This window comes from Streptomyces sp. NBC_00704 (assembly GCF_036226605.1).
GTDB lineage: Bacteria > Actinomycetota > Actinomycetes > Streptomycetales > Streptomycetaceae > Streptomyces.
Genome location: NZ_CP109000.1, coordinates 4,798,268 through 4,824,704 on the forward strand (window position 1 = coordinate 4,798,268; position 26,437 = coordinate 4,824,704).

A 26,437-nucleotide genomic window follows, 5' to 3' on the forward strand; every position below is an offset into this window, starting at 1 on the left:
ACGTCATGACGTCGTCCCCAGGAACACGACGGGAACACGGCGGGAACACGGCGCGAACCCCGCGCGACGCCGAAGCCGCCCACAGCCGCCGATGCAGATGTCGGTGTCGGTGCCGACACAGGTGCCGACACCGGCGATGCGGTCGACCGGCGACGACGGCGAAACGGCGACGTTGCTGCTGATGACACACGTGGCGGCTGCCAAGCGCGGCCCGCCTCGATGAACGAGCGAGATCACAGGGCCCGGACAGCGCGGGCACAGCACGGAAGGGCAGGTTCAGGGCATGAGCATCGTCAGCTGGATCATCCTGGGGCTGTTGGCCGGAATCATCGCCAAGGTGCTGCTGCCGGGGCGCGACCCGGGCGGCTTGATCGGCACCACCCTCATCGGCGTCGCCGGCGCGTTCATCGGCGGCTGGATATCGGCCCGGTGGCTGGACCACCCCGTCAGCAAGGACTTCTACGACGGCGCGACCTGGGCCGCGGCCATCGGCGGTTCGCTCGTGCTTCTGATCGTCTACCGCCTGCTGTTCGGCAACTCGCGTGACTGAGCGCGGCCGGAGGCGCCGTCAGACGGGTGGGCACCCAGCAGGCGCACACCCGTCTGACGGTCGGCAGCGCACGTCGGACAAGCACAAGCAGTAGCTCCCCGCGCCGGGCTACCGGTAGGGCCGCCGTACTGCCGGTGCTCAGGGTCGGACTACCGGTAGTTCACGAACTGCAGGGCGAAGTCGAAGTCCTGCCCCTTGAGCAGCGCGATGACGGTCTGCAGGTCGTCGCGGCTCTTGGAGCTGACCCGCAGTTCCTCGCCCTGGACCTGGGCCTTAACGCCCTTGGGGCCCTCGTCGCGGATGAGCTTCGCGACCTTCTTCGCGTTGTCCTGGGAGATGCCCTCCTTGATCTCCGCGAAGAGCTTGTACTCCTTGCCGGAGAGCTGGGGCTCGCCCGCGTCCAGCGCCTTCAGCGAGATCCCGCGCTTGATGAGCTTGGACTGGAAGACGTCGAGGACGGCGTTCACCCGGTCCTCGGAGTTCGCCTCCATGAGGATCTTCTCACCGGACCACGAGATCGAGGCGCCCACGCCCTTGAAGTCGTAGCGCTGCGAGATCTCCTTGGCGGCCTGGTTGAGGGCGTTGTCGACCTCCTGCCGCTCGACCTTCGAGACGATGTCGAAACTGGAGTCGGCCATGTCCTGTGGCTCCTTGTATCAGGGTGTGTATCGGGTGCGAATCGGCGCACGCGGGGCGACCGCCGAGCCCGGCGTGGTCCCGGGCCGCATCCGCACAAGCCTAGCCACCTCGCCCCCTCCGGGCGGCGAGGAATCAGGTGGCGAAGCACCCCTGCACATCAGGTATCGTTTACGTCGTTGCCAGGGAGCACCGCCGAAAAGCGGTTCGAATGGGCAGCGACCCCGGCGGTGTGCCCGAGCGGCCAAAGGGAGCAGACTGTAAATCTGCCGGCTCAGCCTTCCCAGGTTCGAATCCTGGCGCCGCCACGCTGAGAGAAGGAACCCCTCCGAACTGCGGAAACGCAGCGCGGAGGGGTTTTTTCGTGCGGTCTTCTCGTGTGTGCCGGATGCTGGGGGCGCAGGGAGACGGTGGGTGGGTCGGGAAACGGGAACGCGGGCCTCACCTTTCCTCGGAGGGGGCCTTCGCCGCCCTCTTCACCTCCGCCTCCACGTCGTTGCGCGGTCTGTTCTCGTCCTTGGCGTACTCGGTCACCGTGGCCTGGACGTCGCGGGCCAGGTCCCGCCAGGCGCGCCATGCGGTCTCGTAGGTGTCGGTCTGGATCTCCGACCAGGGAGTGGCCGTGGGCGCGCCGTAGGCGTCCCGCAGCTCTTCGACTCTCGCGTGTGCCTCGTCGGCCGCGCGTTGCTTCTGCACGAGTTCCTCGAAGGTATGTGCCACGTGTACGGATGCTAGGGAGGCCGGCGCGGTTCCGCGCGGTGAGCGGGGCGCGTCCCGCCAGGGGCACCCGCGTGGCCCACTGGGGCAGACTGGCCCCATGCCCAGCGCGTCCAGCCGTCGCCGTACCTGTCCGGAGTGCCGTCGCGAGATCGCCGTCGTCGCCGGACGGTTCGCCCGGCACGACCCGCCGGGGGCGCGGGAGAGCCGGGGTCTGGTCTCCTGCCCCGGCTCGCGCGGCACGGCGCAACTGGGAGCCGCGCAGCCGTCCTTGGACGGCTACGTGGTGCCGGAGTTCCCGGGCCAGCTGCCCCTCTTCTAGTGCTTTTTTCGGTACCGGTAGTACCTGCCCGCACCGCTGCCTCAGTTGCCCGCCACGGCCTTCACCGCCACCGCCACGGGGGCGGAGCCGCTGATCAGCTCGAGGACGAGACCGGACGTCGCCGGGGTGTCGAGGAGTTCCGCCAGGACGGCGGCCACGTCGTCGCGGGGGACGGGCCCGCGACCCGTACGGGCCTCCAGACGGACCAGGCCGGTGCCGGCGTCGTCCGTGAGCGCGCCGGGGCGCAGGATCGTCCAGTCGAGGGACGGCAGGCCCTGCACGTACGCGTCCGCCTCGCCCTTGGCGCGCAGGTAGACGTCGAAGATCTCGTCGCCCTGGTGGCCGGCGTCCGCGCCCATGGACGACACGACCAGGAAGCGGCGCACACCCGCCCGCACCGCGGCGTCCGCGAACAGCACCGCGGCACCCTTGTCCACGGTGTCCTTGCGGTTCACCCCGCTGCCCGGGCCCGCGCCCGCCGCGAACACGGCCGCGTCCGCGCCCCGCAACTGCTCGGCGACCTCCTCGACGGACGCCGACTCCAGGTCCAGGACGACAGGTTCGGCGCCGGCCGCCCTCAGATCGTCGCTCTGTTCCGCCTTGCGGATGATGCCCGCGACCTCGTCCCCACGCGCGGCGAGCAGACGCTCCAGCCGCAGCGCGATCTGACCATGACCACCAGCGATGACAATGCGCATGCTTTCGACCGTACGCCCGGCGAGCCGCGTCCGCCGCATGGTCCGGCCCGGGAATGGATCAGCATCCCCCGTCAACGACCCACCCGCGAGCCACGCCCCCCCGCGAACCACCCCCCTCGCGACCCGCGACCTGCGGCTCCGCAACCCGTCCCACGGACCACGGGCCAGTACCGACCCGTACCCGTACCCGTACCCGTACCCGGACCGTATCGGGTACGGCTCCGGGAATGCGCACGGGCGATGCGTACCGCCGATGCGCACGCGGGCCCCGATCAGCGATGACCCGATCAGCCATGGAGCGATCAGCCATGGAGTGATCAGCCATGGACGCGATCAGTCATGGACGCGATCAGTGATGGGTTGCTGGGCCGGTACCGGTTCCCGCGACGCGCGGTCAGCGGGCCTCGCGGCGCGGGCGGTTCGGGTCATGAGATCGGGTCATGAGAGGTGCCCGCGCCCCTGTCTCGGCAGGCCCGATTCCGAGGAGGCCGCGGAGTCGCAGTACTCGCGGACCGCGCTCGTGCGGGCGACCACGCGGCCCTGGTGGATGACGATCCTGCTGTACGCCAGTGACAGGGCGCCCGCCAGCCGGTCGCCGCGGACGGCCAGGAGGTCGGCCGGGAAGCCGGCCTCGACGCGTACCTCGGGCAGGCCCAGTGCGGCGCGCGCGGACGTGCTCACGGCGTCGTAGGCGTCCTCGGGGCGCAGGCCGTGACAGGAGGACAGGAGGTAGGCCGCCTCCAGGGGATCGCCGCGGCCGACCGGGTTGCCGACGTCGCGCAGCGCCCCGCTGCCGGCCGCCACCCGCACCCCGGCCGCGCGCAACAGCCGTACGGGCGCCGTGCCCCGCCGGTCGACGCCCGCGCAGCCGCCCTGGGGGAGGCAGACCACCGTCACACCGGCGGCGGCGAGTTGGTCGGCGGTGCGGCCGGCCGCGTCGGCGGGGAGGCGGTCGAGGCCGCCGCAGGGGCTGAGGGCGACGCCGGGGCGCAGACCGCCGGCCATCGCGGCGAGGCGGGCCAGACGGGCGGGGTCGGCGGCGTCGGTGTGCAGGTCGACGGGGCAGCCGTGCTCGGCGGCGACTTCGAGCACGGCCTCCACGTAGCCGGTGGGGTCGGGGTCCAGGTCCGGGCAGCCGCCCACCGCCGAGGCGCCCATCTTCACCGCGTCGCGCAGCATGGCGAGTCCGTCGGCTCCGGCCACGCCGGTCAGCACGCGGGGCATCGCCACCGTCGTCAGTTCCGCGAGTCCGCGCAGCGAGCGCCGGGCGCGCAGTACGGCGGCCAGCGCGCCGAGTCCCTGGACGTCGCCGACGTGGACGTGGGCGCGCAGGGCCGTCGCGCCGTGGCCCAGTTGTACCAACACCGCTTCCGTGGCGCGACGCTGGACGTCCGGCGGGGCGTGGGAGACGGGACCGTCGGAGTCGGCGGTGAGCGCGGTGTCGGCGTGTGCGTGCGGTTCGGCCGGGGCCGGGAGCAGCAGGTAGCCGCCGAGGTCCACGCGGGCGCCGGCGGGTGTGTCGGAGCGGCCTTGGCCGGCCGTCAGGCTGCCCGCCGTGCCGACCGCCTCGATGCGCCCGCGGCCCAGCCGGACGTCCACGGTTCGGCCGTCGGTCAGGCGGGCCCCGCACAGCAGCAGGGCCGTCGGGTCGGTCGAGCCGGCGGAGTCGCCGGCGGGGCCGGAGGGGCCGAAGGAACCGGAGGAGCCCGAGGACGACGACCAGGAGTGGGGCGGCTGCGGCTGGCTGTCGGGCATCGCGCTCCAGGGGCTCGGGGACTGCGCCGGTGGCGCAGCGCACGCTGAGGACGCAGGCGTCGCGCAGGGACGCGTGATCACGCAGAGTGAGTCGAGCCTAGGACGGCGGTTCGGCGCGCACGGGGAGGAGCGCAATAGTCGTACCGGTGTGGCCCGCTGGGCGGGAGGGGCCGGGGAGGCCGCCGGGACCTCGGCAGACGGGCCTGCGAGCGGTCCCCGAGGGGCCCGAAGAACGGATTTGGGCGAACGGCTGCGGACCGTGTAATGTCTTCATCGCTCGCCCCAATAGCTCAGTCGGTAGAGCGTCTCCATGGTAAGGAGAAGGTCTACGGTTCGATTCCGTATTGGGGCTCTGGTGGGTGAGGTTCCCGTCGCGAGGCGGGGCCCGATCCCATCAAAGCGGTGTAGCTCAGTCGGTAGAGCAAGCGGCTCATAATCGCTGTGTCACCGGTTCAAGTCCGGTCACCGCTACTGACAGTAGCCGATTGTGGGGTCGGTCCTTCGATCGGCTACTCTCGTATGCGTTAATCGTCCCATCCGTTCGTCAAGGAGCACTCCTGTGGCTGCCACCGACGTCCGCCCGAAGATCACGCTGGCCTGCGTGGAGTGCAAGGAGCGGAACTACATCACCAAGAAGAACCGGCGTAACAACCCGGATCGAATGGAGATGAAGAAGCACTGCCCGCGTTGCAACGCGCACACCGCGCACCGCGAAACGCGATAAATAAGGCTCGTATGCGAGGCCGTCCCCGAGTGATCGGGGGCGGCCTCGTGTCGTTGAGCGACTCATACCGGTCAGTAGAGCGACGCAGTTACCCGTACCCGGTACCTGGCGGCGCGGAGCAAATCAGGAGGTGCCGAGGCCCATGGCACTCGACCAGTCCTTCGTCGGGCGGACCTACCCGCCCACCGATCCCTATGAGGTCGGCCGGGAGAAGATCCGCGAGTTCGCCGAAGCCGTGGGGGACGCCCACCCGGCGTACACCGACCCGGACGCCGCCAAGGCACTCGGGCACCCGGATGTGATCGCGCCGCCGACGTTCGTGTTCTCGATCACGTTCAAGGCGGCGGGGCAGGTCGTCCAGGACCCCCAGCTGGGCCTCGACTACAGCCGCGTGGTGCACGGGGACCAGAAGTTCGCCTACCGGCGCCCGGTGCGCGCCGGTGACCGGCTCACGGTCACCTCGACCATCGAGGCCGTCAAGTCCATGGCGGGCAACGACATCCTGGACATCCGCGGCGAGGTGCACGACGAGGCCGGCGAGCACGTCGTGACCGCCTGGACCAAGCTCGTCGCCCGCGCGGCCGAGCCCGCGGAATCCGCGGAAGCCCCGGCGCGGACCGACGGGAAGGCGTGAGGAAACGATGACGGCGAAGATCGCTTACGACGACGTCGAGGTCGGCACCGAGCTGCCCGCCCGATCCTTCCCTGTGAACCGCGCCACGCTCGTGCAGTACGCGGGGGCCTCCGGGGACTTCAACCCGATCCACTGGAACGAGAAGTTCGCCAAGGAGGTGGGCCTGCCGGACGTCATCGCGCACGGCATGTTCACCATGGCCGAGGCGATCCGCGTCGTCACCGACTGGACCGGCGACCCGGGCGCGCTCGTGGACTACGGCGTCCGCTTCACCAAGCCCGTCGTCGTCCCGAACGACGACCAGGGCGCGGTCATCGAGGTGAGCGGCAAGGTCGCCGCCAAGCTCGACGACCACACCGTGCGGGTCGACCTGACGGTGACCAGCGGCGGCCTCAAGGTCCTCGGGATGTCCCGCGCCGTCGTACGACTGGCCTGAGGCTGCCGACAGCCGACAGCCGACAGCCGACAGCCGACAGCCGGTAGCCGTGGCGAGACGTACGCGGTAGGCGGCAGGGCGTTGGCCGTAGGCCGTCGGCGGTGCGGAGCGGGCGGCAGGCTTGTGCGGTGACGGTAAGGGGCGTTCTCCATGGAGGACGCCCCTTACGCGTTCCCCGTGGCCGGTCCGGCGGGCGGACGCCTGGCCGGACCGGTGTCGGTCCCGTCTCGTAGGCTGGGCGCGTGCAGGAACTCCGTGACGCCCCCCTCGCCCCGCTGACCACCTTCCGGCTGGGCGGTCCCGCCGCCAGGCTGGTGACCGCGACGACCGACGCCGAGGTGATCGCCGCCGTGCGCGAGGCCGACGCCGACGGCACCCCGCTGCTGATCGTCGGCGGCGGATCCAACCTCGTCATCGGCGACAAGGGCTTCCCGGGCACCGTGCTGCGCATCGCCACGCGCGGGTACGAGCTCGTCGGGACGCGGCTCGAACTGGCCGCCGGGGAGGTGTGGACCGACGCCGTCGCCCGCACCGTGGAGGCCGGGCTCGCCGGCGTCGAGTGCCTGGCCGGCATCCCCGGTTCGGCGGGAGCCACCCCGATCCAGAACGTCGGGGCGTACGGCCAGGAAGTCTCCTCGACGATCACCGAAGTCGTCGCCTACGACCGCCGTGCGGGCGAGACGGTCGCGCTCGCCGGTGAGGAGTGCGCCTTCTCCTACCGGCACAGCCGCTTCAAGTCCGACCCCGAGCGGTACGTCGTGCTGCGCGTCCGGTTCGAGCTGGAGGACGCGGGCGGGCTGTCGGCGCCCCTGAAGTACGCCGAGACGGCACGGGCGCTGGGCGTCGAGCCCGGGGGCCGCGTTCCGCTGGCCGACGCCCGCGAGACCGTGCTGAAGCTGCGCGCCGGGAAGGGCATGGTCCTGGACGCGGAGGACCACGACACCTGGTCGGCCGGTTCGTTCTTCACCAACCCGATCCTCGCCGACGCCGACTTCGCCGCGTTCCACGCGCGCGTGCGGGAGCGGCTCGGCGAGGCCGTGGAACCGCCCGCCTACCCGGCCGGACCGGGACACACCAAGACGTCCGCGGCCTGGCTGATCGACAAGGCGGGCTTCACCAAGGGGTACGGCGACGGGCCCGCCCGCATCTCCACCAAGCACACCCTCGCCCTCACCAACCGGGGCACGGCCACCGCGGACGACCTGCTGGAACTGGCCCGCGAGGTGGTCGCCGGGGTGCGTGAGGCCTTCGGCGTCACACTGGTCAACGAGCCGGTGATGGTGGGCGTCGAGCTGTAGGGCGCCCGGCCCCGCCCCACCCCGCCCCGGTCCTGCGCCACGTCAGGCCTGGGCCCCGGCCGCCCGCCGTCGGTCGGTCCCGGATCTAATAGGCCACCCCCACGCCCTGCTTCACGGTTCCCGCGTCCGTCACCATGGTCAGCATCGCGTGGGCCACGTCGGCGCGGCCGATGAAGCGGCCCCTGGGCGGGAAGCCGCCCACGGACGTCCGATAGGAGCAGGTGAGCGGCTTGTTCTGAAGCCGCGGCGGGCGCACGGCCGTCCAGTCCGTGGCGCTGCGCGCCAGCTCGGCCTCCATCTCCCGCAGGTCGGCGTACACGTCCTTCAGGGCCGCCGAGACGAGCGAGCGCATCGTGCGGTCCAGGGCGCCGTCGCCCTCGGCGGGCGGGCCGACCGGGGCGGCGCTCACCACGAGCAGCCGGCGCACGCCCTCCGCCTCCAGGGCCGTCAGCACGGTGCGGGTGAGCCGTGCGGCGACGCCGGCGTCCTTGCGCCGGCGTGCGCCGAGGCCGGACAGGACCGCGTCGCGGCCGGTCACCGCGGCGCGCAGCGGGCCCGCGGCGGTCAGGTCGGCGCGGACCACCTCCAGCCGTTCGCCGGTGACGCCCAGTCCCGCGGGATCCCGCACCACGGCGGTGACCTCGTGGCCCGCGTCCAGGGCCTGGCGGACGACCTCCCGGCCGATGCCCCCGGTAGCGCCGAAGACGGTGAACCTCATGGTGTGCCCCCTGCTCCACATCCGGTGGGTGAGTGTTCACTCACCCCTGTCTCCTCTAGAGTGGGTAAGCATTCACTCACCCGTCAAGAGGGGGAACCGATGGAGCGACGACCGGCTCGCGTCCGCATCCTCGACGCCGCGCACGAGCTGATGCTCACCGTCGGGCTGGCCCGCGCCACCACCAAGGAGATCGCCAAGGCGGCCGACTGCTCCGAGGCCGCGCTCTACAAGTACTTCGCGAGCAAGGAGGAGCTGTTCACCCGGGTCCTCGCGGAACGGCTGCCCCGACTGAACCCGCTGCTCAGCAGCCTGATCGACGAGCCGGGACGCGGCACGCTGGAAGGCAACCTCACCGAGATCGCCCGTCAGGCCGCCCTGTTCTACGAGGAGAGCTTCCCGATCGCGGCGTCCCTGTACGCCGAGACGCAGCTCAAGCGACGGCACGACGAGGCCCTGCGGAAGCTGGGCGCGGGGCCGCACGTGCCGATCGAGCAGCTCGCAGCCTACCTGCGCGCCGAACAGACGGCGGGCCGGGTACGGGAGGACGCGGACACGTTCGCCGCGGCCTCGCTGCTGCTGGGCGCCTGCGCGCAGCGCGCGTTCGCCTACGACGTGACGGGGGAGCGCCCGGAAGCGGAGGGCTTCGCCGCCCGCCTCGCGCGCACCCTCCTGGCCGCCGTCGCCGCCTGACGGCCCGGCACCCGGCCGATCGCGCAGGCGCAGGAACGCAGGACCGGGGCGCCGCCCGACCGACCGACCACTCAGCCCGCTCGACCGGACCGCCTGCGCAGCTCGCCCGACCGAAAGACCCCCCTGGTCGGTCCGGCTGAGCCGGCCGCCGCTCAGGTAGCCGTCAGCCGTCAGCCGTCAGTCCAGCCGCCAGCCAGTCGTCGACACCTGCCAGGAGCTTCTGCCGGACGTCCTCCGGGGCCGCCGAACCCCGTACCGACTGGCGGGCCAGTTCGGCCAGCTCCTCGTCCGTGAAGGCGTGGTGCTCACGGGCGATGTCGTACTGGGCCGCGAGCCGCGAACCGAACAGCAGGGGGTCGTCGGCGCCGAGGGCCATCGGGACCCCGGCGTCGAACAGGGTGCGCAGCGGTACGTCCTCGGGCTTCTCGTACACCCCGAGGGCCACGTTCGACGCGGGGCAGACCTCGCAGGTCACGCCCCGTTCGGCCAGCCGCTTCAGCAGCCGGGGGTCCTCGGCCGCGCGCACCCCGTGTCCCAGGCGGTCGGCGTGCAGGTCGTCGAGACAGTCGCGGACGGACATCGGCCCGGTCAGCTCGCCGCCGTGCGGGGCGGACAGCAGCCCGCCGTCGCGGGCGATCGCGAAGGCCCGGTCGAAGTCCCGTGCCAGGCCCCGGCGTTCGTCGTTCGACAGCCCGAAGCCGATCACCCCGCGGTCGGCGTAGCGCACCGCCAGCCGGGCCAGGGTGCGGGCGTCCAGCGGGTGCTTCATGCGGTTCGCCGCGACCAGCACCCGCATCCCGAGCCCGGTCTCGCGCGAGGTCGTCTCCACCGCGTCGAGGATGATCTCCAGCGCCGGGATCAGCCCGCCCAGCCGGGGCGCGTACGACGTCGGGTCGACCTGGATCTCCAGCCAGCCCGAGCCGTCCCTGAGGTCCTCCTCCGCGGCCTCGCGCACCAGACGCTGTATGTCCTCGGGCTCGCGCAGACAGGAACGGGCGGCGTCGTACAGGCGCTGGAAGCGGAACCAGCCGCGCTCGTCGGTGGCGCGCAGCTTCGGCGGCTCCCCGCTCGTCAGCGCCTCGGTCAGCGCCTCCGGCAGGCGCACGCCGTGCTTGTCGGCCAGTTCCAGCACGGTGGCGGGCCGCATCGAGCCGGTGAAGTGCAGGTGCAGATGGGCCTTCGGCAGTTCAGAGACATCACGTACGCGCTCCATTCAGGAATCCTGCCGCACGCGGGCGTCCTCCGGATAGCCGATTCCCCGAACGTGGTCTTGCTCGCACACAGCAGCGGGCCGCCTCCCGGGGAAGACGGCCCGCGACCACTCATGTGAGCAGGCTGGGAAGAGGGTCAGTCCCTGGCCTCCGCCAGCAGCTTCTGGACGCGGCTCACGCCCTCGACGAGGTCCTCGTCGCCCAGCGCGTACGACAGGCGCAGGTACCCCGGGGTGCCGAACGCCTCGCCGGGCACCACCGCGACCTCGGCCTCCTCCAGGATGAGCGCGGCCAGCTCGACCGTGTCCTGCGGGCGCCTGCCGCGGATCTCCTTGCCGAGCAGCGCCTTCACCGACGGGTAGGCGTAGAACGCGCCCTCGGGCTCCGGGCAGAGCACGCCGTCGATCTCGTTGAGCATGCGCACGATCGTCTTACGGCGCCGGTCGAACGCCTCACGCATCTTCTCCACGGCCGACAGGTCGCCGGAGACGGCGGCCAGCGCGGCGATCTGCGCCACGTTGGAGACGTTCGAGGTGGCGTGCGACTGCAGGTTCGTCGCGGCCTTGACGACGTCCTTCGGGCCGATGATCCAGCCCACCCGCCAGCCGGTCATCGCATACGTCTTGGCGACGCCGTTGACGACGATGCACTTGTCGCGCAGCTCGGGGACGACCACCGGGAGCGAGGTGAACGTGGCGTCGCCGTAGACGAGGTGCTCGTAGATCTCGTCCGTCATCACCCACAGGCCGTGCTCGACGGCCCAGCGGCCGATGGCCTCGGCGTCCTCGGCGCTGTAGACGGCGCCGGTCGGGTTCGACGGGGAGACGAAGAGGACGACCTTCGTCCGCTCGGTGCGCGCCGCCTCCAGCTGCTCGACCGAGACCCGGTAGCCGGTGGTCTCGTCGGCCACGACCTCCACGGGGACGCCGCCGGCCAGCCGGATCGACTCCGGGTACGTCGTCCAGTAGGGCGCCGGGACGATGACCTCGTCGCCCGGGTCGAGGACGGCGGCGAAGGCCTCGTAGATGGCCTGCTTGCCGCCGTTGGTGACGAGGATCTGCGCGGGGTCGACCTCGTAGCCGGAGTCGCGCAGCGTCTTGGCGGCGATGGCGGCCTTCAGCTCGGGCAGACCGCCGGCCGGCGTGTACCGGTGGTACTTCGGGTTCTTGCAGGCCTCGACGGCCGCGTCGACGATGTAGTCCGGGGTCGGGAAGTCGGGTTCACCGGCGCCGAAGCCGATCACCGGCCGCCCTGCGGCCTTCAGGGCCTTGGCCTTGGCGTCCACGGCGAGGGTGGCGGACTCGGAGATCGCGCCGACTCGGGCGGAGACCCGGCGCTCGGTGGGAGGGGTTGCAGCGCTCATGGCCCCATGGTTTCAGACCGGAAACCCCCCGGGCACACGGGTTTCACGTACTGAGCATGTACGGGCACAGGCCTGAACATCCGTCCGGATCCGGTTGCCCTGCTGGGCGATCTTCCGCCGGGGAGGCCACCGGCGGCCCTTTACGTTCGACGAGGCGCTCAAGACCACGTACACTCACACGTCGTTGGCCTTCGACAGCCGCGCCTCCCAGGTGCACACCGAGCACCCGGTCGGATGCGGTACGTTGGGGGACACACAAAGGGTCGTAGCTCAATTGGTAGAGCACTGGTCTCCAAAACCAGCGGTTGGGGGTTCAAGTCCCTCCGGCCCTGCTACACACTCCGTCACCAGGATGTGTGCGCAGCGCATGTACGTACAGCAATGCACTCGCCGTGCGGCTCACACCGGGCGCGGCACGGCCACGACCCGGGAACAGGTGAGGACGAATGGCGGATGCCGTGGGCTCCATCGACACGCCTGATGCCCAGGACGAGGCGCCTGAGGCGAAGAAGAAGGCGCGCAAGGGCGGCAAGCGGGCCAAGAAGGGCCCTCTGAAGCGGCTCGCGACCTTCTACCGCCAGATCATCGCGGAGCTGCGCAAGGTCGTATGGCCGACGCGCAACCAGCTGACGACGTACACCACCGTGGTGATCGTGTTCGTCGTCATCATGATCGGCCTGGTGACCGTGATTGACTATGGACTCAGCCACGCCGCCAAGTACGTCTTCGGCTGATCCAAGAGCGAAGGGCGCCGAGGTATCCGGCGCCCCTTTCGCATGTTCCACCCCTATGTATCCAGGAAGAAGCAGCCACCGTGTCTGACCAGAACCTGAACGAGGACGTCGAGTCCGTGGACGACGAGCTCGACATCGTCGAGGGCGCGGACGAGGACCTGGACGAGTTCGAGGCTGCCGAAGCCGAAGCGGGCGAGCCCGCCGAGGAAGCCGCACTCCACGTCGAGGACGAGGACGCCGAGAGCGCCGACGCCACCGAGACCGCCGAGGACGAGGACGCCGACGAGGCCCCTCTCGACGAGGCGGCCGAGGAGGAGGAGCCGGCCGAGCCCGTCGACCCCGTCGTCGCCCTGCGCGAGGAGCTGCGCACCCTCCCCGGCGAGTGGTACGTCATCCACACCTACGCCGGCTACGAGAACCGTGTGAAGACCAACCTGGAGCAGCGCGCCGTCTCGCTGAACGTCGAGGACTTCATCTTCCAGGCCGAGGTGCCGCAGGAAGAGGTCGCGCAGATCAAGAACGGCGAGCGCAAGACCATCCGTCAGAACAAGCTCCCCGGCTACGTGCTGGTGCGCATGGACCTGACGAACGAGTCCTGGGGCGTCGTCCGCAACACCCCCGGCGTGACCGGCTTCGTGGGCAACGCCTACGACCCGTACCCGCTGACCCTGGACGAGATCGTCAAGATGCTCGCCCCGGAGGCCGAGGAGAAGGCCGCCCGTGAGGCCGCCGAGGCCGAGGGCAAGCCGGCTCCGTCCCGCAAGGTCGAGGTCCAGGTGCTGGACTTCGAGGTGGGCGACTCGGTCACCGTCACCGACGGTCCGTTCGCCACGTTGCAGGCGACGATCAACGAGATCAACGCGGACTCGAAGAAGGTCAAGGGTCTCGTCGAGATCTTCGGCCGCGAGACCCCGGTCGAGCTGAGCTTCGACCAGATCCAGAAGAACTAGCTCCTTCTGGAACCCACGCCTCCGAACAGGTCAGGCGGGCTGTCACAGCTCGCCTGACCTGCTCGGTTTTTGGCCGCGCATGGATACCCGTTATCGTTGTGCGGTATGCCTCCATCCGGATCATCCGGACCGGACGGCTGAAAAACTCTCACTAGGACCCGGAGAGAGCAATGCCTCCCAAGAAGAAGAAGGTCACGGGGCTCATCAAGCTCCAGATCAACGCCGGTGCGGCCAACCCCGCGCCGCCGGTCGGCCCCGCGCTCGGCCAGCACGGCGTCAACATCATGGAGTTCTGCAAGGCCTACAACGCCGCGACCGAGTCGCAGCGTGGCTGGGTGATCCCGGTGGAGATCACGGTCTACGAGGACCGCTCCTTCACCTTCATCACCAAGACGCCGCCGGCCGCGAAGATGATCCTCAAGGCCGCGGGTGTCGAGAAGGGCTCGGGCGAGCCGCACAAGACCAAGGTCGCCAAGATCACCGAGGCGCAGGTCCGTGAGATCGCCACGACCAAGCTCCCCGACCTGAACGCCAACGACCTGGACGCCGCGTCGAAGATCATCGCCGGCACCGCCCGTTCCATGGGCATCACGGTCGAGGGCTGACCTCACCCACCCGTACCAGCAGAAGTGTGGAAGGGCCTGCTCGGCCCGGACCACGACTCCTCAGAATCACCAGGAGCAGTAGTGAGCAAGCGCAGCAAGTCTCTCCGCGCTGCGGACGCCAAGATCGACCGGGACAAGCTCTACGCCCCGCTCGAGGCCGTCCGTCTCGCCAAGGAGACCTCCACGAGCAAGTTCGACGGCACCGTCGAGGTCGCCTTCCGCCTGGGTGTCGACCCGCGCAAGGCCGACCAGATGGTCCGTGGCACCGTGAACCTGCCGCACGGCACCGGCAAGACCGCCCGGGTCCTGGTCTTCGCGACCGGTGACCGTGCTGCGGCCGCAGAGGCCGCGGGCGCCGACATCGTCGGCTCCGACGAACTGATCGACGAGGTCGCGAAGGGCCGTCTGGACTTCGACGCCGTCGTCGCCACCCCGGACCTCATGGGCAAGGTCGGCCGCCTCGGCCGCGTGCTCGGTCCGCGTGGTCTGATGCCGAACCCGAAGACCGGCACCGTCACCCCCGACGTGGCCAAGGCCGTCACCGAGATCAAGGGCGGCAAGATCGAGTTCCGCGTCGACAAGCACTCGAACCTGCACTTCATCATCGGCAAGTCGTCCTTCGACGACGAGAAGCTGGTGGAGAACTACGGCGCGGCGCTGGAGGAGATCCTCCGTCTGAAGCCGTCCGCCGCCAAGGGTCGCTACATCAAGAAGGCCGCGATCAGCACCACGATCGGCCCCGGCATCCAGGTCGACCCGAACCGCACCCGCAACCTCCTCGTCGAGGAGGACCCGGCCGCGGTCTGAGCCTGACAGCTCACCCCCAGTCGGCGACGAGCCCCGCAACCTTCCGAGGTGCGGGGCTCGTCCCTTTTCCCGTACGGCGCTCTTCGCCGTACGACGCTTTCCCGTACGGCTGTCAGTGCCGTGGGTTAGCGTGCAGTGACGGGAATCGGGGGGTGGGCGAATGAAGCGGACGACCGTGCGCCGGGCGGGGCTGTCGATCGTTGCCGTGACGCTGCTCGCGGGAGTGACGGCCTGCGGCTCGGGAGGATCGGGGGGCTCAGGGGGTTCCGGAGGAACCGCGGGGAGCGGGGGAGCGGCGTCGGGGGGCTCCGCCGGCTCCGGCGAGGACGGGGAGGGCAGCCCGCGGCTGAGCCCCGTCGCGGCCCTGCTCACCGCCGAGAAGTCCACCGACGGCGCCGACTCGGCGAAGGTCGAGTCCAGCACGACCATCGGCTCGCTGATGTCGATCACGGCCGACGGAGCCCTCGGCTGGGGCCACGGTCTGACCGGCGCCCTCACCATCACGTACACCGGCGGCACCGTCGCCGACACGATGCGCCAGCTCGGCAGCACGTCGACGCAGGCCCGCTACCTCCCCGACGCCTACTACGCGCGGATGAGCGACGCCTTCGCACGGCAGACCGGCGGCAGACACTGGATCAGGTACGCCTACGACGACCTGGAGCGCCTCGGCGGCAGCTCCGGCGCGTATCTGAAGGACCAGATGACCCACACCACCCCCAACCAGTCGGTCAAGCTGCTGCTGGCCTCGGGGGACGTGCGCCAGGTCGGCACGGCCACGGTGCGGGGCCGGCACACCCGGCACTACGCGGGGACGGTCGAGGTGGCCGACCTGGCCCGGCAGAACTCCAGCCTCACCCGCGCCCAGCTCGACGACCTGAAGAAGACCCTGGAACAGGCCGGCGTCACCACCGAGACGGTCGACATCTGGATCGACGACCACGACCTGCTGGTCAAGAAGGTGGAGCGGGGCCAGACCGCGCAGGGCGGCTACACCCAGACCGCCTACTACAGCGACTACGGCACCGAGGTCGCGGCGAAGGTCCCCCCGGCGGACGACACCGCCGACTTCACCGAGTTGGTCCGCAAGCAGGGAGCGGGGACCGGCTCGTAATTCACCGGCCCTCCACCGGCCCCCTGGGATACCTTCACGGTCTTGCCGCGACGCGACCGTGTGTTCCCTGCACGGGCGCTCGCCTTTTCTGGGGGGAATTTGCATGAGGTCTTCCGTGGGTGCCCTCGGGCTGTCCGCACTGCTCGTGACCGGATGCGCGGCGGTCGGCGGTTCCGACGGCGGCGGGGGCGACACGGCCGCCTCGGCGGCCGTCGCCCGGGTGGCCCGCAAGGCCGAGGAACCGGTCTCCCTGCGCTACCGGATGGCCGGCCGGACGCCGGAGGAGGGCCGCATCGAGGGCGAGGCGGCGATCGGCGTCAAGCCGCCGGCGATGAGGCTGAAGTCCACCGTGCTCAGCGGGCCCGACCGCGGCACCGGAGAGTTCCGGCTGGTCGGCGGGGTGCTGTACGTCGGCAGCGACGAAGCCGGCCAGGGCGGCAGGCACTGGGTCAGGTTCGGCGCGCCGGGCCGCTCCGGCGCCTCGGGCGGCGCCGCGGCCGGCATGGGCACGATGGCGGCCCTGGCGCGCGACAACCCCTCCCACGAGAGCGGGTTCCTCGCCGCGGCCGACGACCTGAAGAAGGCCGGCGTCGAGGCCGTAAGCGGCGTCAGCACCACCCACTACACGGGCACCGCCACCGTCGACGCCATCCGCGCCTCCTACAAGGACGACGCGACGCGCGTGCGGCAGCGCACCGAGAAGAGCCTCGCCCAGTACGAGAAGCTGGGCGTCGACGAACTCACCATGGACCTGTGGGCCGACGCCCAGGACCGGACCCGGCAGCTGCGCATGCAGGGCTTCGGGCGGCACGGACAGCTCGACCTCACCCTCACCTTCAGCGACTACGGCAAGCCCGTGACCGTGCAGGCCCCGCCCGCCTCGGACACCGTCGACCTGGCCGGGGAGCTGCGGAAGGCCGGCCGCTGAGGTGGTCCGTACGGGCGGATTTGCTTGACGGCGACCGGTTCACGTACTCTCCACGAGAAGCCAAAGACCGCTGGTCGTTGCCGTGCTCTCGCAAGAGGGGGCGGTGGCCGAAGGATCCGCTGCAATGCGGACGACCCGCGCAGGTGTCAGTGGATGTGCTCCCGAGAGAAATCCTCACGGAATTCTTGCGGTCGAGCTACGCCCCGTGCGCCTGCGCCGGGGCGTTTCGTCTGTCACAGCCCCTTCTGAGCGGTCCTCATCACCCGGAAGGAGGCCGACGCTCATGGCAAGGCCCGACAAGGCTGCCGCGGTAGCCGAGCTGACGGAGTCGTTCCGCAGCTCGAACGCCGCCGTGCTGACCGAGTACCGGGGTCTCACCGTGGCGCAGCTCAAGACGCTGCGTCGTTCGCTCGGTGAGAACGCCCAGTACGCCGTGGTGAAGAACACGCTGACCAAGATTGCGGCCAACGAGGCCGGGATCGACACGCTCGACGACCTGTTCAACGGTCCGACGGCGGTCGCCTTCATCACCGGTGACCCGGTGGAGTCGGCGAAGGGTCTTCGTGACTTCGCCAAGGACAACCCGAACCTCGTCATCAAGGGCGGTGTCCTTGACGGCAAGGCGCTGTCCGCCGACGAGATCAAGAAGCTTGCGGACCTCGAGTCCCGCGAGGTTCTGCTCAGCAAGCTGGCGGGTGCCTTCAAGGGCAAGCAGACTCAGGCTGCTCAGCTCTTCCAGGCGCTTCCCTCGAAGCTCGTCCGCACCGTGGACGCTCTTCGCGCCAAGCAGGCCGAGCAGGGCGGTGCCGAGTAATTCGGCTCCCGAAATGACCGCCGCCTGAGGCAGCCCGCCTGAAGCAGCGGTCGTTAGCGGGCCGAACGTACGCCCGCCAGACATGTACATACCGGCACCAGCCGAATTAGTGGAAGGAAAGCCGTCATGGCTCTCACCCAGGACGAACTGCTCGCCGAGTTCGAGGGCATGACCCTCATCCAGCTCTCCGAGTTCGTGAAGGCGTTCGAGGAGAAGTTCGACGTCACCGCCGCCGCCGCGGTCGCCGTCGCCGGCCCCGCCGCCCCCGGCGCGCCGGTCGAGGCCGCTGAGGAGCAGGACGAGTTCGACGTCATCCTCACCGGCGCCGGCGAGAAGAAGATCCAGGTCATCAAGGTCGTGCGCGAGCTGACCTCCCTGGGTCTGAAGGAGGCCAAGGACCTCGTGGACGGCGCTCCGAAGCCCGTTCTCGAGAAGGTCGCCAAGGAGGCCGCTGAGAAGGCCGCCGAGTCCCTCAAGGGCGCCGGCGCCTCGGTCGAGGTCAAGTAACACCCCGCGGTCGGCGACGACCGCGAGCGGAGGCTGAAACTCCCCCCACGGGGGCTGTAACGCCCACGCACCGAAGAGCGATCATCCATCTGGGTGGTCGCTCTTCGTCGTTCCCGGGGGTGTGGCCACGGTTGCCTTGCACCCCTCTGAGCGGGGGGTATGGTGATCTTCGTTCTGTCTCCGGGCCCTCGGTTCGCGCCAGGGGGCCTTGACGAACCGCACGCAGCGCGCAATTCTCAGGACGCGTCGTCACAAGGATCCGAATCCGAGGCATGGATCGACGGCGAAGAGGGCAGTATCACCGTGCATTGAGGGCTACCGGACCGAGGGCGTTGAGAACCACGAGGGTCGCGAAATACCCGCACTGGACATCAGTGTGCCAAGTGGCTACACTGACCCTTTGCGCTGCCTGTTAGCTGTCCCCTGCCCGTCACCAGGGGCATGCCCTCCCTTGAACCCGGACGATCAGACGTCTCCCACCCGGCCATCAGCCGGATCGGGAACTGTCCGTCTCCGTGCGCGAGAGAGGGGCCGGTACGCGCGTAGTGAGTCCGAGCCCTCGGAAGGACCCCCTCTTGGCCGCCTCGCGCAACGCCTCGACCGCGAATACGAACAACGCCGCCAGCACCGCCCCGCTGCGCATCTCCTTTGCAAAGATCAAGGAGCCCCTCGAGGTTCCCAACCTGCTCGCGCTGCAGACCGAGAGCTTTGACTGGCTGCTCGGAAACACCGCCTGGCAGAGTCGGGTCGAGGCGGCTCTCGAGTCCGGTCAGGACGTCCCCACGAAGTCCGGTCTGGAGGAGATCTTCGAGGAGATCTCCCCGATCGAGGACTTCTCCGGGTCGATGTCGCTGACCTTCCGCGACCACCGTTTCGAGCCGCCGAAGAACAGCATCGACGAGTGCAAGGACCGTGACTTCACGTACGCGGCCCCGCTCTTCGTGACGGCCGAGTTCACGAACAACGAGACCGGCGAGATCAAGTCCCAGACCGTCTTCATGGGCGACTTCCCGCTCATGACGAACAAGGGCACCTTCGTCATCAACGGCACCGAGCGTGTCGTGGTGTCGCAGCTGGTCCGTTCGCCGGGTGTCTACTTCGACTCCTCCATCGACAAGACGTCCGACAAGGACATCTTCTCCGCCAAGATCATCCCCTCCCGGGGCGCCTGGCTGGAGATGGAGATCGACAAGCGCGACATGGTCGGTGTCCGCATCGACCGCAAGCGCAAGCAGTCCGTCACCGTGCTCCTGAAGGCTCTCGGCTGGACCACCGAGCAGATCCTCGAGGAGTTCGGCGAGTACGAGTCCATGCGCGCCACCCTGGAGAAGGACCACACCCAGGGCCAGGACGACGCGCTGCTCGACATCTACCGCAAGCTGCGTCCGGGCGAGCCCCCCACGCGTGAGGCCGCGCAGACGCTGCTCGAGAACCTCTACTTCAACCCCAAGCGCTACGACCTGGCCAAGGTCGGCCGCTACAAGGTCAACAAGAAGCTGGGTGCGGACGCTCCGCTCGACGCGGGCGTGCTGACCGTCGAGGACGTCATCGCGACGATCAGGTACCTGGTCAAGCTGCACGCCGGCGAGACGGAGACGACCTCCGACAACGGCACGTCGATCGTCGTCGAGACCGACGACATCGACCACTTCGGCAACCGTCGTCTGCGCAGCGTCGGCGAGCTCATCCAGAACCAGGTCCGCACGGGTCTGGCGCGTATGGAGCGAGTCGTCCGCGAGCGGATGACGACCCAGGACGTCGAGGCGATCACGCCGCAGACCCTGATCAACATCCGGCCGGTCGTCGCCTCCATCAAGGAGTTCTTCGGCACCAGCCAGCTGTCGCAGTTCATGGACCAGAACAACCCGCTGTCGGGTCTCACCCACAAGCGCCGCCTGTCGGCTCTTGGCCCGGGTGGTCTCTCCCGTGAGCGGGCCGGCTTCGAGGTCCGTGACGTGCACCCGTCCCACTACGGACGCATGTGCCCGATCGAGACGCCCGAAGGCCCGAACATCGGCCTGATCGGTTCGCTCGCCTCCTACGGCCGCGTCAACGCGTTCGGTTTCGTGGAGACGCCGTACCGCAGGGTCGACGGCGACGTCGTCACCGACGAGGTCGACTACCTGACGGCCGACGAGGAGGACCGCTTCGTCATCGCGCAGGCCAACGCCACGCTCGACGACGACATGCGCTTCACCGAGAACCGCGTCCTGGTCCGCCGCCGTGGCGGCGAGGTCGACTACGTCCCCGGTGACGACGTGGACTACATGGACGTCTCGCCGCGCCAGATGGTGTCGGTCGCGACCGCCATGATCCCGTTCCTCGAGCACGACGACGCCAACCGTGCCCTCATGGGCGCGAACATGATGCGCCAGGCCGTGCCGCTCATCAAGAGCGAGGCCCCGCTCGTCGGCACCGGCATGGAGTACCGCTCCGCCGTCGACGCCGGCGACGTCGTCAAGGCCGAGAAGGACGGTGTGGTCCAGGAGGTCTCCGCGGACTACATCACCACGACCAACGACGACGGCACGTACATCACGTACCGCCTGGCCAAGTTCTCGCGCTCCAACCAGGGCACCTCGGTCAACCAGAAGGTCATCGTCAACGAGGGCGACCGGATCATCACCGGTCAGGTCCTCGCCGACGGCCCGGCCACCGAGAACGGCGAGATGGCGCTCGGCAAGAACCTGCTCGTGGCGTTCATGCCGTGGGAGGGTCACAACTACGAGGACGCGATCATCCTGTCGCAGCGCCTCGTGCAGGACGACGTCCTCTCCTCGATCCACATCGAGGAGCACGAGGTCGACGCCCGTGACACCAAGCTCGGCCCCGAGGAGATCACCCGGGACATCCCGAACGTCTCCGAGGAGGTCCTCGCCGACCTCGACGAGCGCGGCATCATCCGCATCGGCGCCGAGGTCGTCGCCGGCGACATCCTGGTCGGCAAGGTCACGCCCAAGGGCGAGACCGAGCTGACCCCGGAGGAGCGCCTGCTGCGCGCGATCTTCGGCGAGAAGGCCCGTGAGGTCCGCGACACCTCGCTGAAGGTGCCGCACGGCGAGATCGGCAAGGTCATCGGCGTCCGCGTCTTCGACCGTGAAGAGGGCGACGAGCTGCCGCCGGGCGTGAACCAGCTGGTCCGCGTCTACGTGGCGCAGAAGCGCAAGATCACGGACGGTGACAAGCTCGCCGGCCGTCACGGCAACAAGGGCGTCATCTCCAAGATCCTGCCCATCGAGGACATGCCGTTCCTCGAGGACGGTACCCCGGTCGACATCATCCTCAACCCGCTGGGTGTGCCGTCCCGAATGAACCCGGGACAGGTGCTGGAGATCCACCTCGGCTGGCTCGCCAGCCGCGGCTGGGACGTCTCCGGTCTCGGCGAGGACTGGGCGCAGCGCCTGCAGGTCATCGGCGCCGACCAGGTCGCCCCGGGCACCAACGTCGCCACCCCGGTGTTCGACGGCGCCCGTGAGGACGAGCTGGCGGGTCTGCTGAACCACACCATCCCGAACCGCGACGGCGAGCGCATGGTGCAGCCGACCGGCAAGGCGAGGCTGTTCGACGGCCGCTCCGGCGAGCCGTTCCCGGACCCGATCTCCATCGGGTACATGTACATCCTCAAGCTCCACCACCTGGTCGACGACAAGCTGCACGCCCGTTCGACCGGCCCGTACTCGATGATCACCCAGCAGCCGCTGGGCGGTAAGGCGCAGTTCGGCGGTCAGCGCTTCGGTGAGATGGAGGTGTGGGCGCTGGAGGCATACGGCGCCGCGTACGCCCTCCAGGAGCTCCTGACCATCAAGTCCGACGACGTCACCGGCCGCGTGAAGGTCTACGAGGCCATCGTCAAGGGCGAGAACATCCCCGAGCCCGGCATCCCCGAGTCCTTCAAGGTGCTCATCAAGGAGATGCAGTCTCTCTGCCTGAACGTGGAGGTGCTGTCCAGCGACGGTATGTCCATCGAAATGCGTGACACCGACGAGGACGTCTTCCGCGCGGCGGAGGAGCTCGGCATCGACCTGTCCCGGCGCGAGCCGAGCAGCGTCGAAGAGGTCTGACGGGAGTCCGGTCCGGAGGTTCGGCGATGAAGATCCCTGAACCTCCGGCCGGCCCCGGGACCCCCGTTTCAGACCCCAAGACTTACAACCCTGAGAGGGATTGACGCATAGTGCTCGACGTCAACTTCTTCGACGAGCTCCGGATCGGTCTGGCTACCGCTGACGACATCCGTCAGTGGAGCCACGGCGAGGTCAAGAAGCCCGAGACGATCAACTACCGCACGCTCAAGCCGGAAAAGGACGGACTCTTCTGCGAGAAGATCTTCGGTCCGACCCGGGACTGGGAGTGCTACTGCGGCAAGTACAAGCGTGTCCGCTTCAAGGGCATCATCTGTGAGCGCTGCGGCGTCGAGGTGACCCGCGCCAAGGTGCGCCGTGAGCGGATGGGCCACATCGAACTGGCCGCTCCCGTCACCCACATCTGGTACTTCAAGGGCGTCCCGAGCCGTCTGGGCTACCTGCTCGACCTGGCTCCCAAGGACCTCGAGAAGGTCATCTACTTCGCGGCGTACATGATCACGTTCGTCGACGACGAGCGCCGCACGCGTGACCTGCCCTCGCTGGAGGCGCACGTCTCCGTCGAGCGTCAACAGATCGAGAACCGCCGTGACTCCGACCTGGAGGCCCGCGCCAAGAAGCTCGAGACCGACCTGGCCGAGCTGGAGGCCGAGGGCGCCAAGGCCGACGTGCGCCGCAAGGTGCGCGAAGGCGCCGAGCGCGAGATGAAGCAGCTGCGCGACCGTGCGCAGCGCGAGATCGACCGTCTCGACGAGGTGTGGACCCGGTTCAAGAACCTCAAGGTCCAGGACCTGGAGGGCGACGAGCTCCTCTACCGCGAGCTGCGTGACCGCTTCGGCACGTACTTCGACGGTTCGATGGGCGCCGCGGCGCTGCAGAAGCGCCTGGAGTCCTTCGACCTCGACGAGGAGGCCGAGAAGCTCCGCGAGATCATCCGCACCGGCAAGGGCCAGAAGAAGACCCGCGCGCTCAAGCGCCTCAAGGTCGTCTCCGCGTTCCTGCAGACCAGCAACAGCCCCAAGGGCATGGTGCTCGACTGCGTGCCGGTCATCCCGCCGGACCTGCGTCCGATGGTGCAGCTGGACGGTGGCCGCTTCGCGACCTCCGACCTGAACGACCTGTACCGCCGTGTGATCAACCGCAACAACCGCCTGAAGCGGCTTCTCGACCTCGGCGCGCCCGAGATCATCGTGAACAACGAGAAGCGCATGCTCCAGGAGGCCGTCGACGCGCTCTTCGACAACGGCCGTCGCGGCCGCCCGGTCACGGGCCCCGGCAACCGTCCGCTGAAGTCGCTGTCCGACATGCTCAAGGGCAAGCAGGGCCGCTTCCGTCAGAACCTGCTCGGCAAGCGTGTGGACTACTCCGCGCGTTCCGTGATCGTCGTCGGTCCGCAGCTGAAGCTGCACCAGTGCGGTCTGCCGAAGGCGATGGCGCTGGAGCTCTTCAAGCCGTTCGTGATGAAGCGCCTGGTCGACCTGAACCACGCGCAGAACATCAAGAGCGCCAAGCGCATGGTGGAGCGCGGCCGCACGGTCGTGTACGACGTCCTCGAAGAGGTCATCGCCGAGCACCCGGTGCTGCTGAACCGTGCGCCCACCCTGCACCGCCTCGGCATCCAGGCCTTCGAGCCGCAGCTGGTCGAGGGCAAGGCCATCCAGATCCACCCGCTCGTCTGCACCGCGTTCAACGCGGACTTCGACGGTGACCAGATGGCCGTCCACCTGCCGCTCTCCGCGGAGGCGCAGGCCGAGGCCCGCATCCTGATGCTGTCCTCGAACAACATCCTCAAGCCCGCCGACGGCCGTCCGGTGACGATGCCGACCCAGGACATGGTCCTCGGTCTGTTCTTCCTCACCACCGACGGCGAACTGCGTGACACCAAGGGCGAGGGCCGGTCCTTCGGCTCCACGGCCGAGGCGATCATGGCGTTCGACGCCGGTGAGCTGGCGCTCCAGTCGCAGGTCGACATCCGCTTCCCGGTGGGCACCATCCCGCCGCGTGGCTGGACGCCGCCGGCGCGCGAGGAGGGCGAGCCGGAGTGGCAGCAGGGCGACACCTTCCGCCTGCGCACCACCCTGGGCCGCGCGCTCTTCAACGAGCTGCTGCCCGAGGACTACCCGTTCGTCGACTACTCGGTGGGCAAGAAGCAGCTCTCCGAGATCGTCAACGACCTGGCCGAGCGCTACCCCAAGGTCATCGTGGCGGCGACGCTCGACAACCTGAAGGCGGCCGGCTTCTTCTGGGCGACCCGTTCCGGCGTCACCGTGGCCATCTCCGACATCGTCGTTCCCGACGCGAAGGTCGAGATCGTCAAGGGCTACGAGGCTCAGGACGAGAAGGTCCAGAAGCAGTACGAGCGCGGTCTGATCACCAAGGAAGAGCGCACGCAGGAGCTCATCGCGATCTGGACCAAGGCGACCAACGAGGTCGCCGAGGCGATGAACGCGAACTTCCCCAAGACGAACCCCATCTTCATGATGGTTGACTCGGGCGCCCGAGGAAACATGATGCAGATGCGGCAGATCGCCGGTATGCGTGGTCTGGTGTCGAACGCCAAGAACGAGACGATCCCGCGTCCGATCAAGGCGTCCTTCCGTGAGGGCCTGTCCGTGCTGGAGTACTTCATCTCCACGCACGGCGCCCGTAAGGGTCTCGCGGACACCGCCCTGCGTACCGCCGACTCGGGTTACCTGACCCGTCGTCTGGTGGACGTCTCGCAGGACGTCATCATCCGCGAGGAGGACTGCGGCACCGAGCGCGGTCTGAAGCTGAAGATCGCCGTCCGCGGCGAGGACGGCGCTCTGCGCAAGACGGACGACGTCGAGACCAGCGTCTACGCCCGCATGCTCGCCGAGGACGTCGTCATCGACGGCAAGGTGATCGCGCCGGCCAACGTGGACCTGGGCGACGTGCTCATCGACCAGCTCGTGCGCCACGGCGTCGAGGAGGTCAAGACCCGCTCGATCCTGACCTGTGAGTCGCAGGTCGGCACGTGCGCCATGTGCTACGGCCGCTCGCTGGCCACCGGCAAGCTGGTCGACATCGGTGAGGCGGTCGGCATCATCGCCGCCCAGTCCATCGGTGAGCCCGGCACCCAGCTGACGATGCGTACCTTCCACACCGGTGGTGTGGCCGGTGACGACATCACGCAGGGTCTGCCGCGTGTCGTCGAGCTCTTCGAGGCCCGTACCCCGAAGGGTGTCGCCCCGATCTCCGAGGCCTCCGGCCGCGTGCGGATCGAGGAGACCGAGAAGACGAAGAAGATCGTCATCACGCCGGACGACGGCAGCGACGAGACGGCGTTCCCGATCTCGAAGCGCGCCCGTCTGCTGGTCAGCGAGGGCGAGCACGTCGAGGTGGGCCAGAAGCTCACCGTGGGCGCCACCAACCCGCACGACGTGCTGCGCATCCTGGGTCAGCGTGCCGTCCAGGTCCACCTGGTCGGCGAGGTCCAGAAGGTCTACAACTCGCAGGGCGTGTCGATCCACGACAAGCACATCGAGATCATCATCCGGCAGATGCTGCGCCGTGTGACGATCATCGAGTCCGGCGACGCCGAGCTGCTGCCCGGCGAGCTCGTCGAGCGCTCGAAGTTCGAGGTCGAGAACCGTCGTGTGGTCCAGGAGGGCGGTCACCCGGCCTCCGGTCGTCCGCAGCTGATGGGTATCACCAAGGCCTCGCTGGCGACGGAATCCTGGCTGTCGGCCGCCTCCTTCCAGGAGACGACCCGAGTCCTGACGGACGCGGCGATCAACGCCAAGTCCGACAGCCTCATCGGCCTGAAGGAGAACGTCATCATCGGTAAGCTCATCCCGGCCGGTACGGGCCTGTCCCGCTACCGCAACATCCGGGTCGAGCCGACCGAGGAGGCCAAGGCCGCGATGTACTCGGCCGTCGGCTACGACGACATCGACTACTCGCCGTTCGGCACGGGCTCCGGCCAGGCCGTTCCGCTGGAGGACTACGACTACGGTCCGTACAACCAGTAAGGCGTAGGTCTGAACCACTGAAGGGCGGTCACCCCGTTGAGCACGGGGTGACCGCCCTTCGGCGCGTCCTGGGCGGCCCCTGCCGCTCGTCCGGCGGCCCCGGCCCGCCCCTGCCCGGGCCACCGGGACCCGGGAACCCGCCCAGGGGGTCCACA

24 protein-coding genes and 4 tRNA genes are annotated in these 26,437 nt (G+C 69.3%); 21 read left to right on the forward strand and 7 right to left on the reverse strand.

All coding sequences use genetic code 11. The features are described 5' to 3' along the window. Positions 1 to 283: 283 nt before the first annotated feature. A complete protein-coding gene (locus OG802_RS20995; protein WP_329412652.1) occupies positions 284 to 550 on the forward strand; it encodes a GlsB/YeaQ/YmgE family stress response membrane protein in 267 nt (88 codons plus the stop codon). A 149-nt stretch (positions 551 to 699) separates the two neighbouring features. Here the strand turns inward: OG802_RS20995 and OG802_RS21000 are convergent, their stop codons facing one another. Then, entirely contained in the window at positions 700 to 1,188 is a 489-nt protein-coding gene (locus OG802_RS21000) for a YajQ family cyclic di-GMP-binding protein (RefSeq protein ID WP_069770430.1), read from the reverse strand. Between the two features lie 224 nt (positions 1,189 to 1,412). Here OG802_RS21000 and OG802_RS21005 point away from each other — a divergent pair. Further along, positions 1,413 to 1,494 (forward strand) — tRNA-Tyr (locus OG802_RS21005). Between the two features lie 133 nt (positions 1,495 to 1,627). Here the strand turns inward: OG802_RS21005 and OG802_RS21010 are convergent. Beyond that, positions 1,628 to 1,906 (reverse strand): hypothetical protein, encoded by a 279-nt coding sequence (locus OG802_RS21010; RefSeq protein WP_329412654.1) that lies wholly within the window; start codon positions 1,904 to 1,906, stop codon positions 1,628 to 1,630. Between the two features lie 97 nt (positions 1,907 to 2,003). On the opposite strand from OG802_RS21010, the gene OG802_RS21015 reads away from it, so the two are divergent. Then, positions 2,004 to 2,225 carry a hypothetical protein gene (locus OG802_RS21015; RefSeq protein WP_329412656.1) on the forward strand — a complete coding sequence of 74 codons (222 nt, stop codon included), beginning with the start codon at positions 2,004 to 2,006 and terminating at the stop codon, positions 2,223 to 2,225. Positions 2,226 to 2,266: 41 nt separating this feature from the next. On the opposite strand, the gene OG802_RS21020 is transcribed toward OG802_RS21015, so the two are convergent. Continuing rightward, positions 2,267 to 2,923, reverse strand: a complete 657-nt coding sequence (locus OG802_RS21020; RefSeq protein WP_329412657.1) for an SDR family oxidoreductase — start codon at positions 2,921 to 2,923, stop codon at positions 2,267 to 2,269. A gap of 438 nt (positions 2,924 to 3,361) precedes the next feature. Beyond that, positions 3,362 to 4,678: an amidohydrolase family protein gene (locus tag OG802_RS21025; protein WP_329412659.1), complete on the reverse strand. Its 1,317-nt coding sequence runs from the start codon at positions 4,676 to 4,678 to the stop codon at positions 3,362 to 3,364. Between the two features lie 279 nt (positions 4,679 to 4,957). Between OG802_RS21025 and OG802_RS21030 the strand changes: the two genes are divergently transcribed. The 6 genes from OG802_RS21030 to OG802_RS21055 all read left to right on the forward strand — a co-directional run bounded on the left by OG802_RS21030 (position 4,958) and on the right by OG802_RS21055 (position 7,770). Then, positions 4,958 to 5,030 (forward strand) — tRNA-Thr (locus OG802_RS21030). Positions 5,031 to 5,076: 46 nt separating this feature from the next. Beyond that, positions 5,077 to 5,149 (forward strand) — tRNA-Met (locus OG802_RS21035). A gap of 88 nt (positions 5,150 to 5,237) precedes the next feature. Further along, positions 5,238 to 5,402: a 50S ribosomal protein L33 gene (gene rpmG, locus OG802_RS21040; RefSeq protein WP_018834916.1), complete on the forward strand. Its 165-nt coding sequence runs from the start codon at positions 5,238 to 5,240 to the stop codon at positions 5,400 to 5,402. Positions 5,403 to 5,544: 142 nt separating this feature from the next. Next, a complete protein-coding gene (locus OG802_RS21045; RefSeq protein ID WP_256910515.1) occupies positions 5,545 to 6,036 on the forward strand; it encodes an FAS1-like dehydratase domain-containing protein in 492 nt (163 codons plus the stop codon). Between the two features lie 7 nt (positions 6,037 to 6,043). Beyond that, complete coding sequence (locus tag OG802_RS21050; protein ID WP_329412664.1) at positions 6,044 to 6,472, forward strand: MaoC family dehydratase; 429 nt, start codon at positions 6,044 to 6,046, stop codon at positions 6,470 to 6,472. 242 nt (positions 6,473 to 6,714) lie between these two features. Beyond that, positions 6,715 to 7,770 carry a UDP-N-acetylmuramate dehydrogenase gene (locus tag OG802_RS21055; RefSeq protein WP_329412666.1) on the forward strand — a complete coding sequence of 352 codons (1,056 nt, stop codon included), beginning with the start codon at positions 6,715 to 6,717 and terminating at the stop codon, positions 7,768 to 7,770. A gap of 85 nt (positions 7,771 to 7,855) precedes the next feature. Here the strand turns inward: OG802_RS21055 and OG802_RS21060 are convergent, their stop codons facing one another. Further along, entirely contained in the window at positions 7,856 to 8,488 is a 633-nt protein-coding gene (locus OG802_RS21060; protein ID WP_329412667.1) for an NAD(P)-dependent oxidoreductase, read from the reverse strand. A gap of 99 nt (positions 8,489 to 8,587) precedes the next feature. Between OG802_RS21060 and OG802_RS21065 the strand changes: the two genes are divergently transcribed. After that, the gene (locus OG802_RS21065; protein WP_329412669.1) at positions 8,588 to 9,178 is read left to right on the forward strand and encodes a TetR/AcrR family transcriptional regulator; all 591 of its coding nucleotides are present in this window, start codon (positions 8,588 to 8,590) and stop codon (positions 9,176 to 9,178) included. Between the two features lie 163 nt (positions 9,179 to 9,341). Here OG802_RS21065 and OG802_RS21070 read toward each other — a convergent pair whose 3' ends face one another. Together OG802_RS21070 and OG802_RS21075 are read right to left on the reverse strand one after the other, a co-directional pair. Beyond that, complete coding sequence (locus tag OG802_RS21070; RefSeq protein WP_329412671.1) at positions 9,342 to 10,391, reverse strand: adenosine deaminase; 1,050 nt, start codon at positions 10,389 to 10,391, stop codon at positions 9,342 to 9,344. Positions 10,392 to 10,525: 134 nt separating this feature from the next. Then, entirely contained in the window at positions 10,526 to 11,752 is a 1,227-nt protein-coding gene (locus OG802_RS21075; protein ID WP_329412673.1) for a pyridoxal phosphate-dependent aminotransferase, read from the reverse strand. 259 nt (positions 11,753 to 12,011) lie between these two features. Between OG802_RS21075 and OG802_RS21080 the strand changes: the two genes are divergently transcribed. The 11 genes from OG802_RS21080 (at position 12,012) to OG802_RS21130 (ending at position 26,282) form a co-directional block, all read left to right on the forward strand. Further along, positions 12,012 to 12,084: transfer RNA gene (locus OG802_RS21080), tRNA-Trp, on the forward strand. Between the two features lie 114 nt (positions 12,085 to 12,198). Continuing rightward, complete coding sequence (secE, locus tag OG802_RS21085) at positions 12,199 to 12,486, forward strand: preprotein translocase subunit SecE (protein WP_256918771.1); 288 nt, start codon at positions 12,199 to 12,201, stop codon at positions 12,484 to 12,486. A gap of 80 nt (positions 12,487 to 12,566) precedes the next feature. Then, complete coding sequence (nusG, locus tag OG802_RS21090; protein ID WP_329412679.1) at positions 12,567 to 13,436, forward strand: transcription termination/antitermination protein NusG; 870 nt, start codon at positions 12,567 to 12,569, stop codon at positions 13,434 to 13,436. Between the two features lie 170 nt (positions 13,437 to 13,606). Next, entirely contained in the window at positions 13,607 to 14,041 is a 435-nt protein-coding gene (rplK, locus tag OG802_RS21095) for a 50S ribosomal protein L11 (protein WP_020132675.1), read from the forward strand. A gap of 81 nt (positions 14,042 to 14,122) precedes the next feature. Further along, positions 14,123 to 14,848: a 50S ribosomal protein L1 gene (gene rplA / locus OG802_RS21100; protein ID WP_329412680.1), complete on the forward strand. Its 726-nt coding sequence runs from the start codon at positions 14,123 to 14,125 to the stop codon at positions 14,846 to 14,848. A 160-nt stretch (positions 14,849 to 15,008) separates the two neighbouring features. Then, entirely contained in the window at positions 15,009 to 15,962 is a 954-nt protein-coding gene (locus OG802_RS21105) for a hypothetical protein (protein ID WP_329412681.1), read from the forward strand. A 103-nt stretch (positions 15,963 to 16,065) separates the two neighbouring features. After that, positions 16,066 to 16,890 carry a hypothetical protein gene (locus OG802_RS21110; RefSeq protein WP_329412683.1) on the forward strand — a complete coding sequence of 275 codons (825 nt, stop codon included), beginning with the start codon at positions 16,066 to 16,068 and terminating at the stop codon, positions 16,888 to 16,890. Positions 16,891 to 17,173: 283 nt separating this feature from the next. After that, positions 17,174 to 17,704, forward strand: a complete 531-nt coding sequence (gene rplJ / locus OG802_RS21115; RefSeq protein ID WP_329412684.1) for a 50S ribosomal protein L10 — start codon at positions 17,174 to 17,176, stop codon at positions 17,702 to 17,704. Positions 17,705 to 17,830: 126 nt separating this feature from the next. Then, on the forward strand, positions 17,831 to 18,211 hold the full coding sequence (gene rplL / locus OG802_RS21120; RefSeq protein WP_329412686.1) for a 50S ribosomal protein L7/L12: 381 nt from the start codon (positions 17,831 to 17,833) through the stop codon (positions 18,209 to 18,211). Between the two features lie 575 nt (positions 18,212 to 18,786). Beyond that, positions 18,787 to 22,272 carry a DNA-directed RNA polymerase subunit beta gene (gene rpoB / locus OG802_RS21125; RefSeq protein ID WP_329412688.1) on the forward strand — a complete coding sequence of 1,162 codons (3,486 nt, stop codon included), beginning with the start codon at positions 18,787 to 18,789 and terminating at the stop codon, positions 22,270 to 22,272. A gap of 110 nt (positions 22,273 to 22,382) precedes the next feature. Next, complete coding sequence (locus OG802_RS21130) at positions 22,383 to 26,282, forward strand: DNA-directed RNA polymerase subunit beta' (RefSeq protein ID WP_329412689.1); 3,900 nt, start codon at positions 22,383 to 22,385, stop codon at positions 26,280 to 26,282. Positions 26,283 to 26,437: the final 155 nt, after the last annotated feature.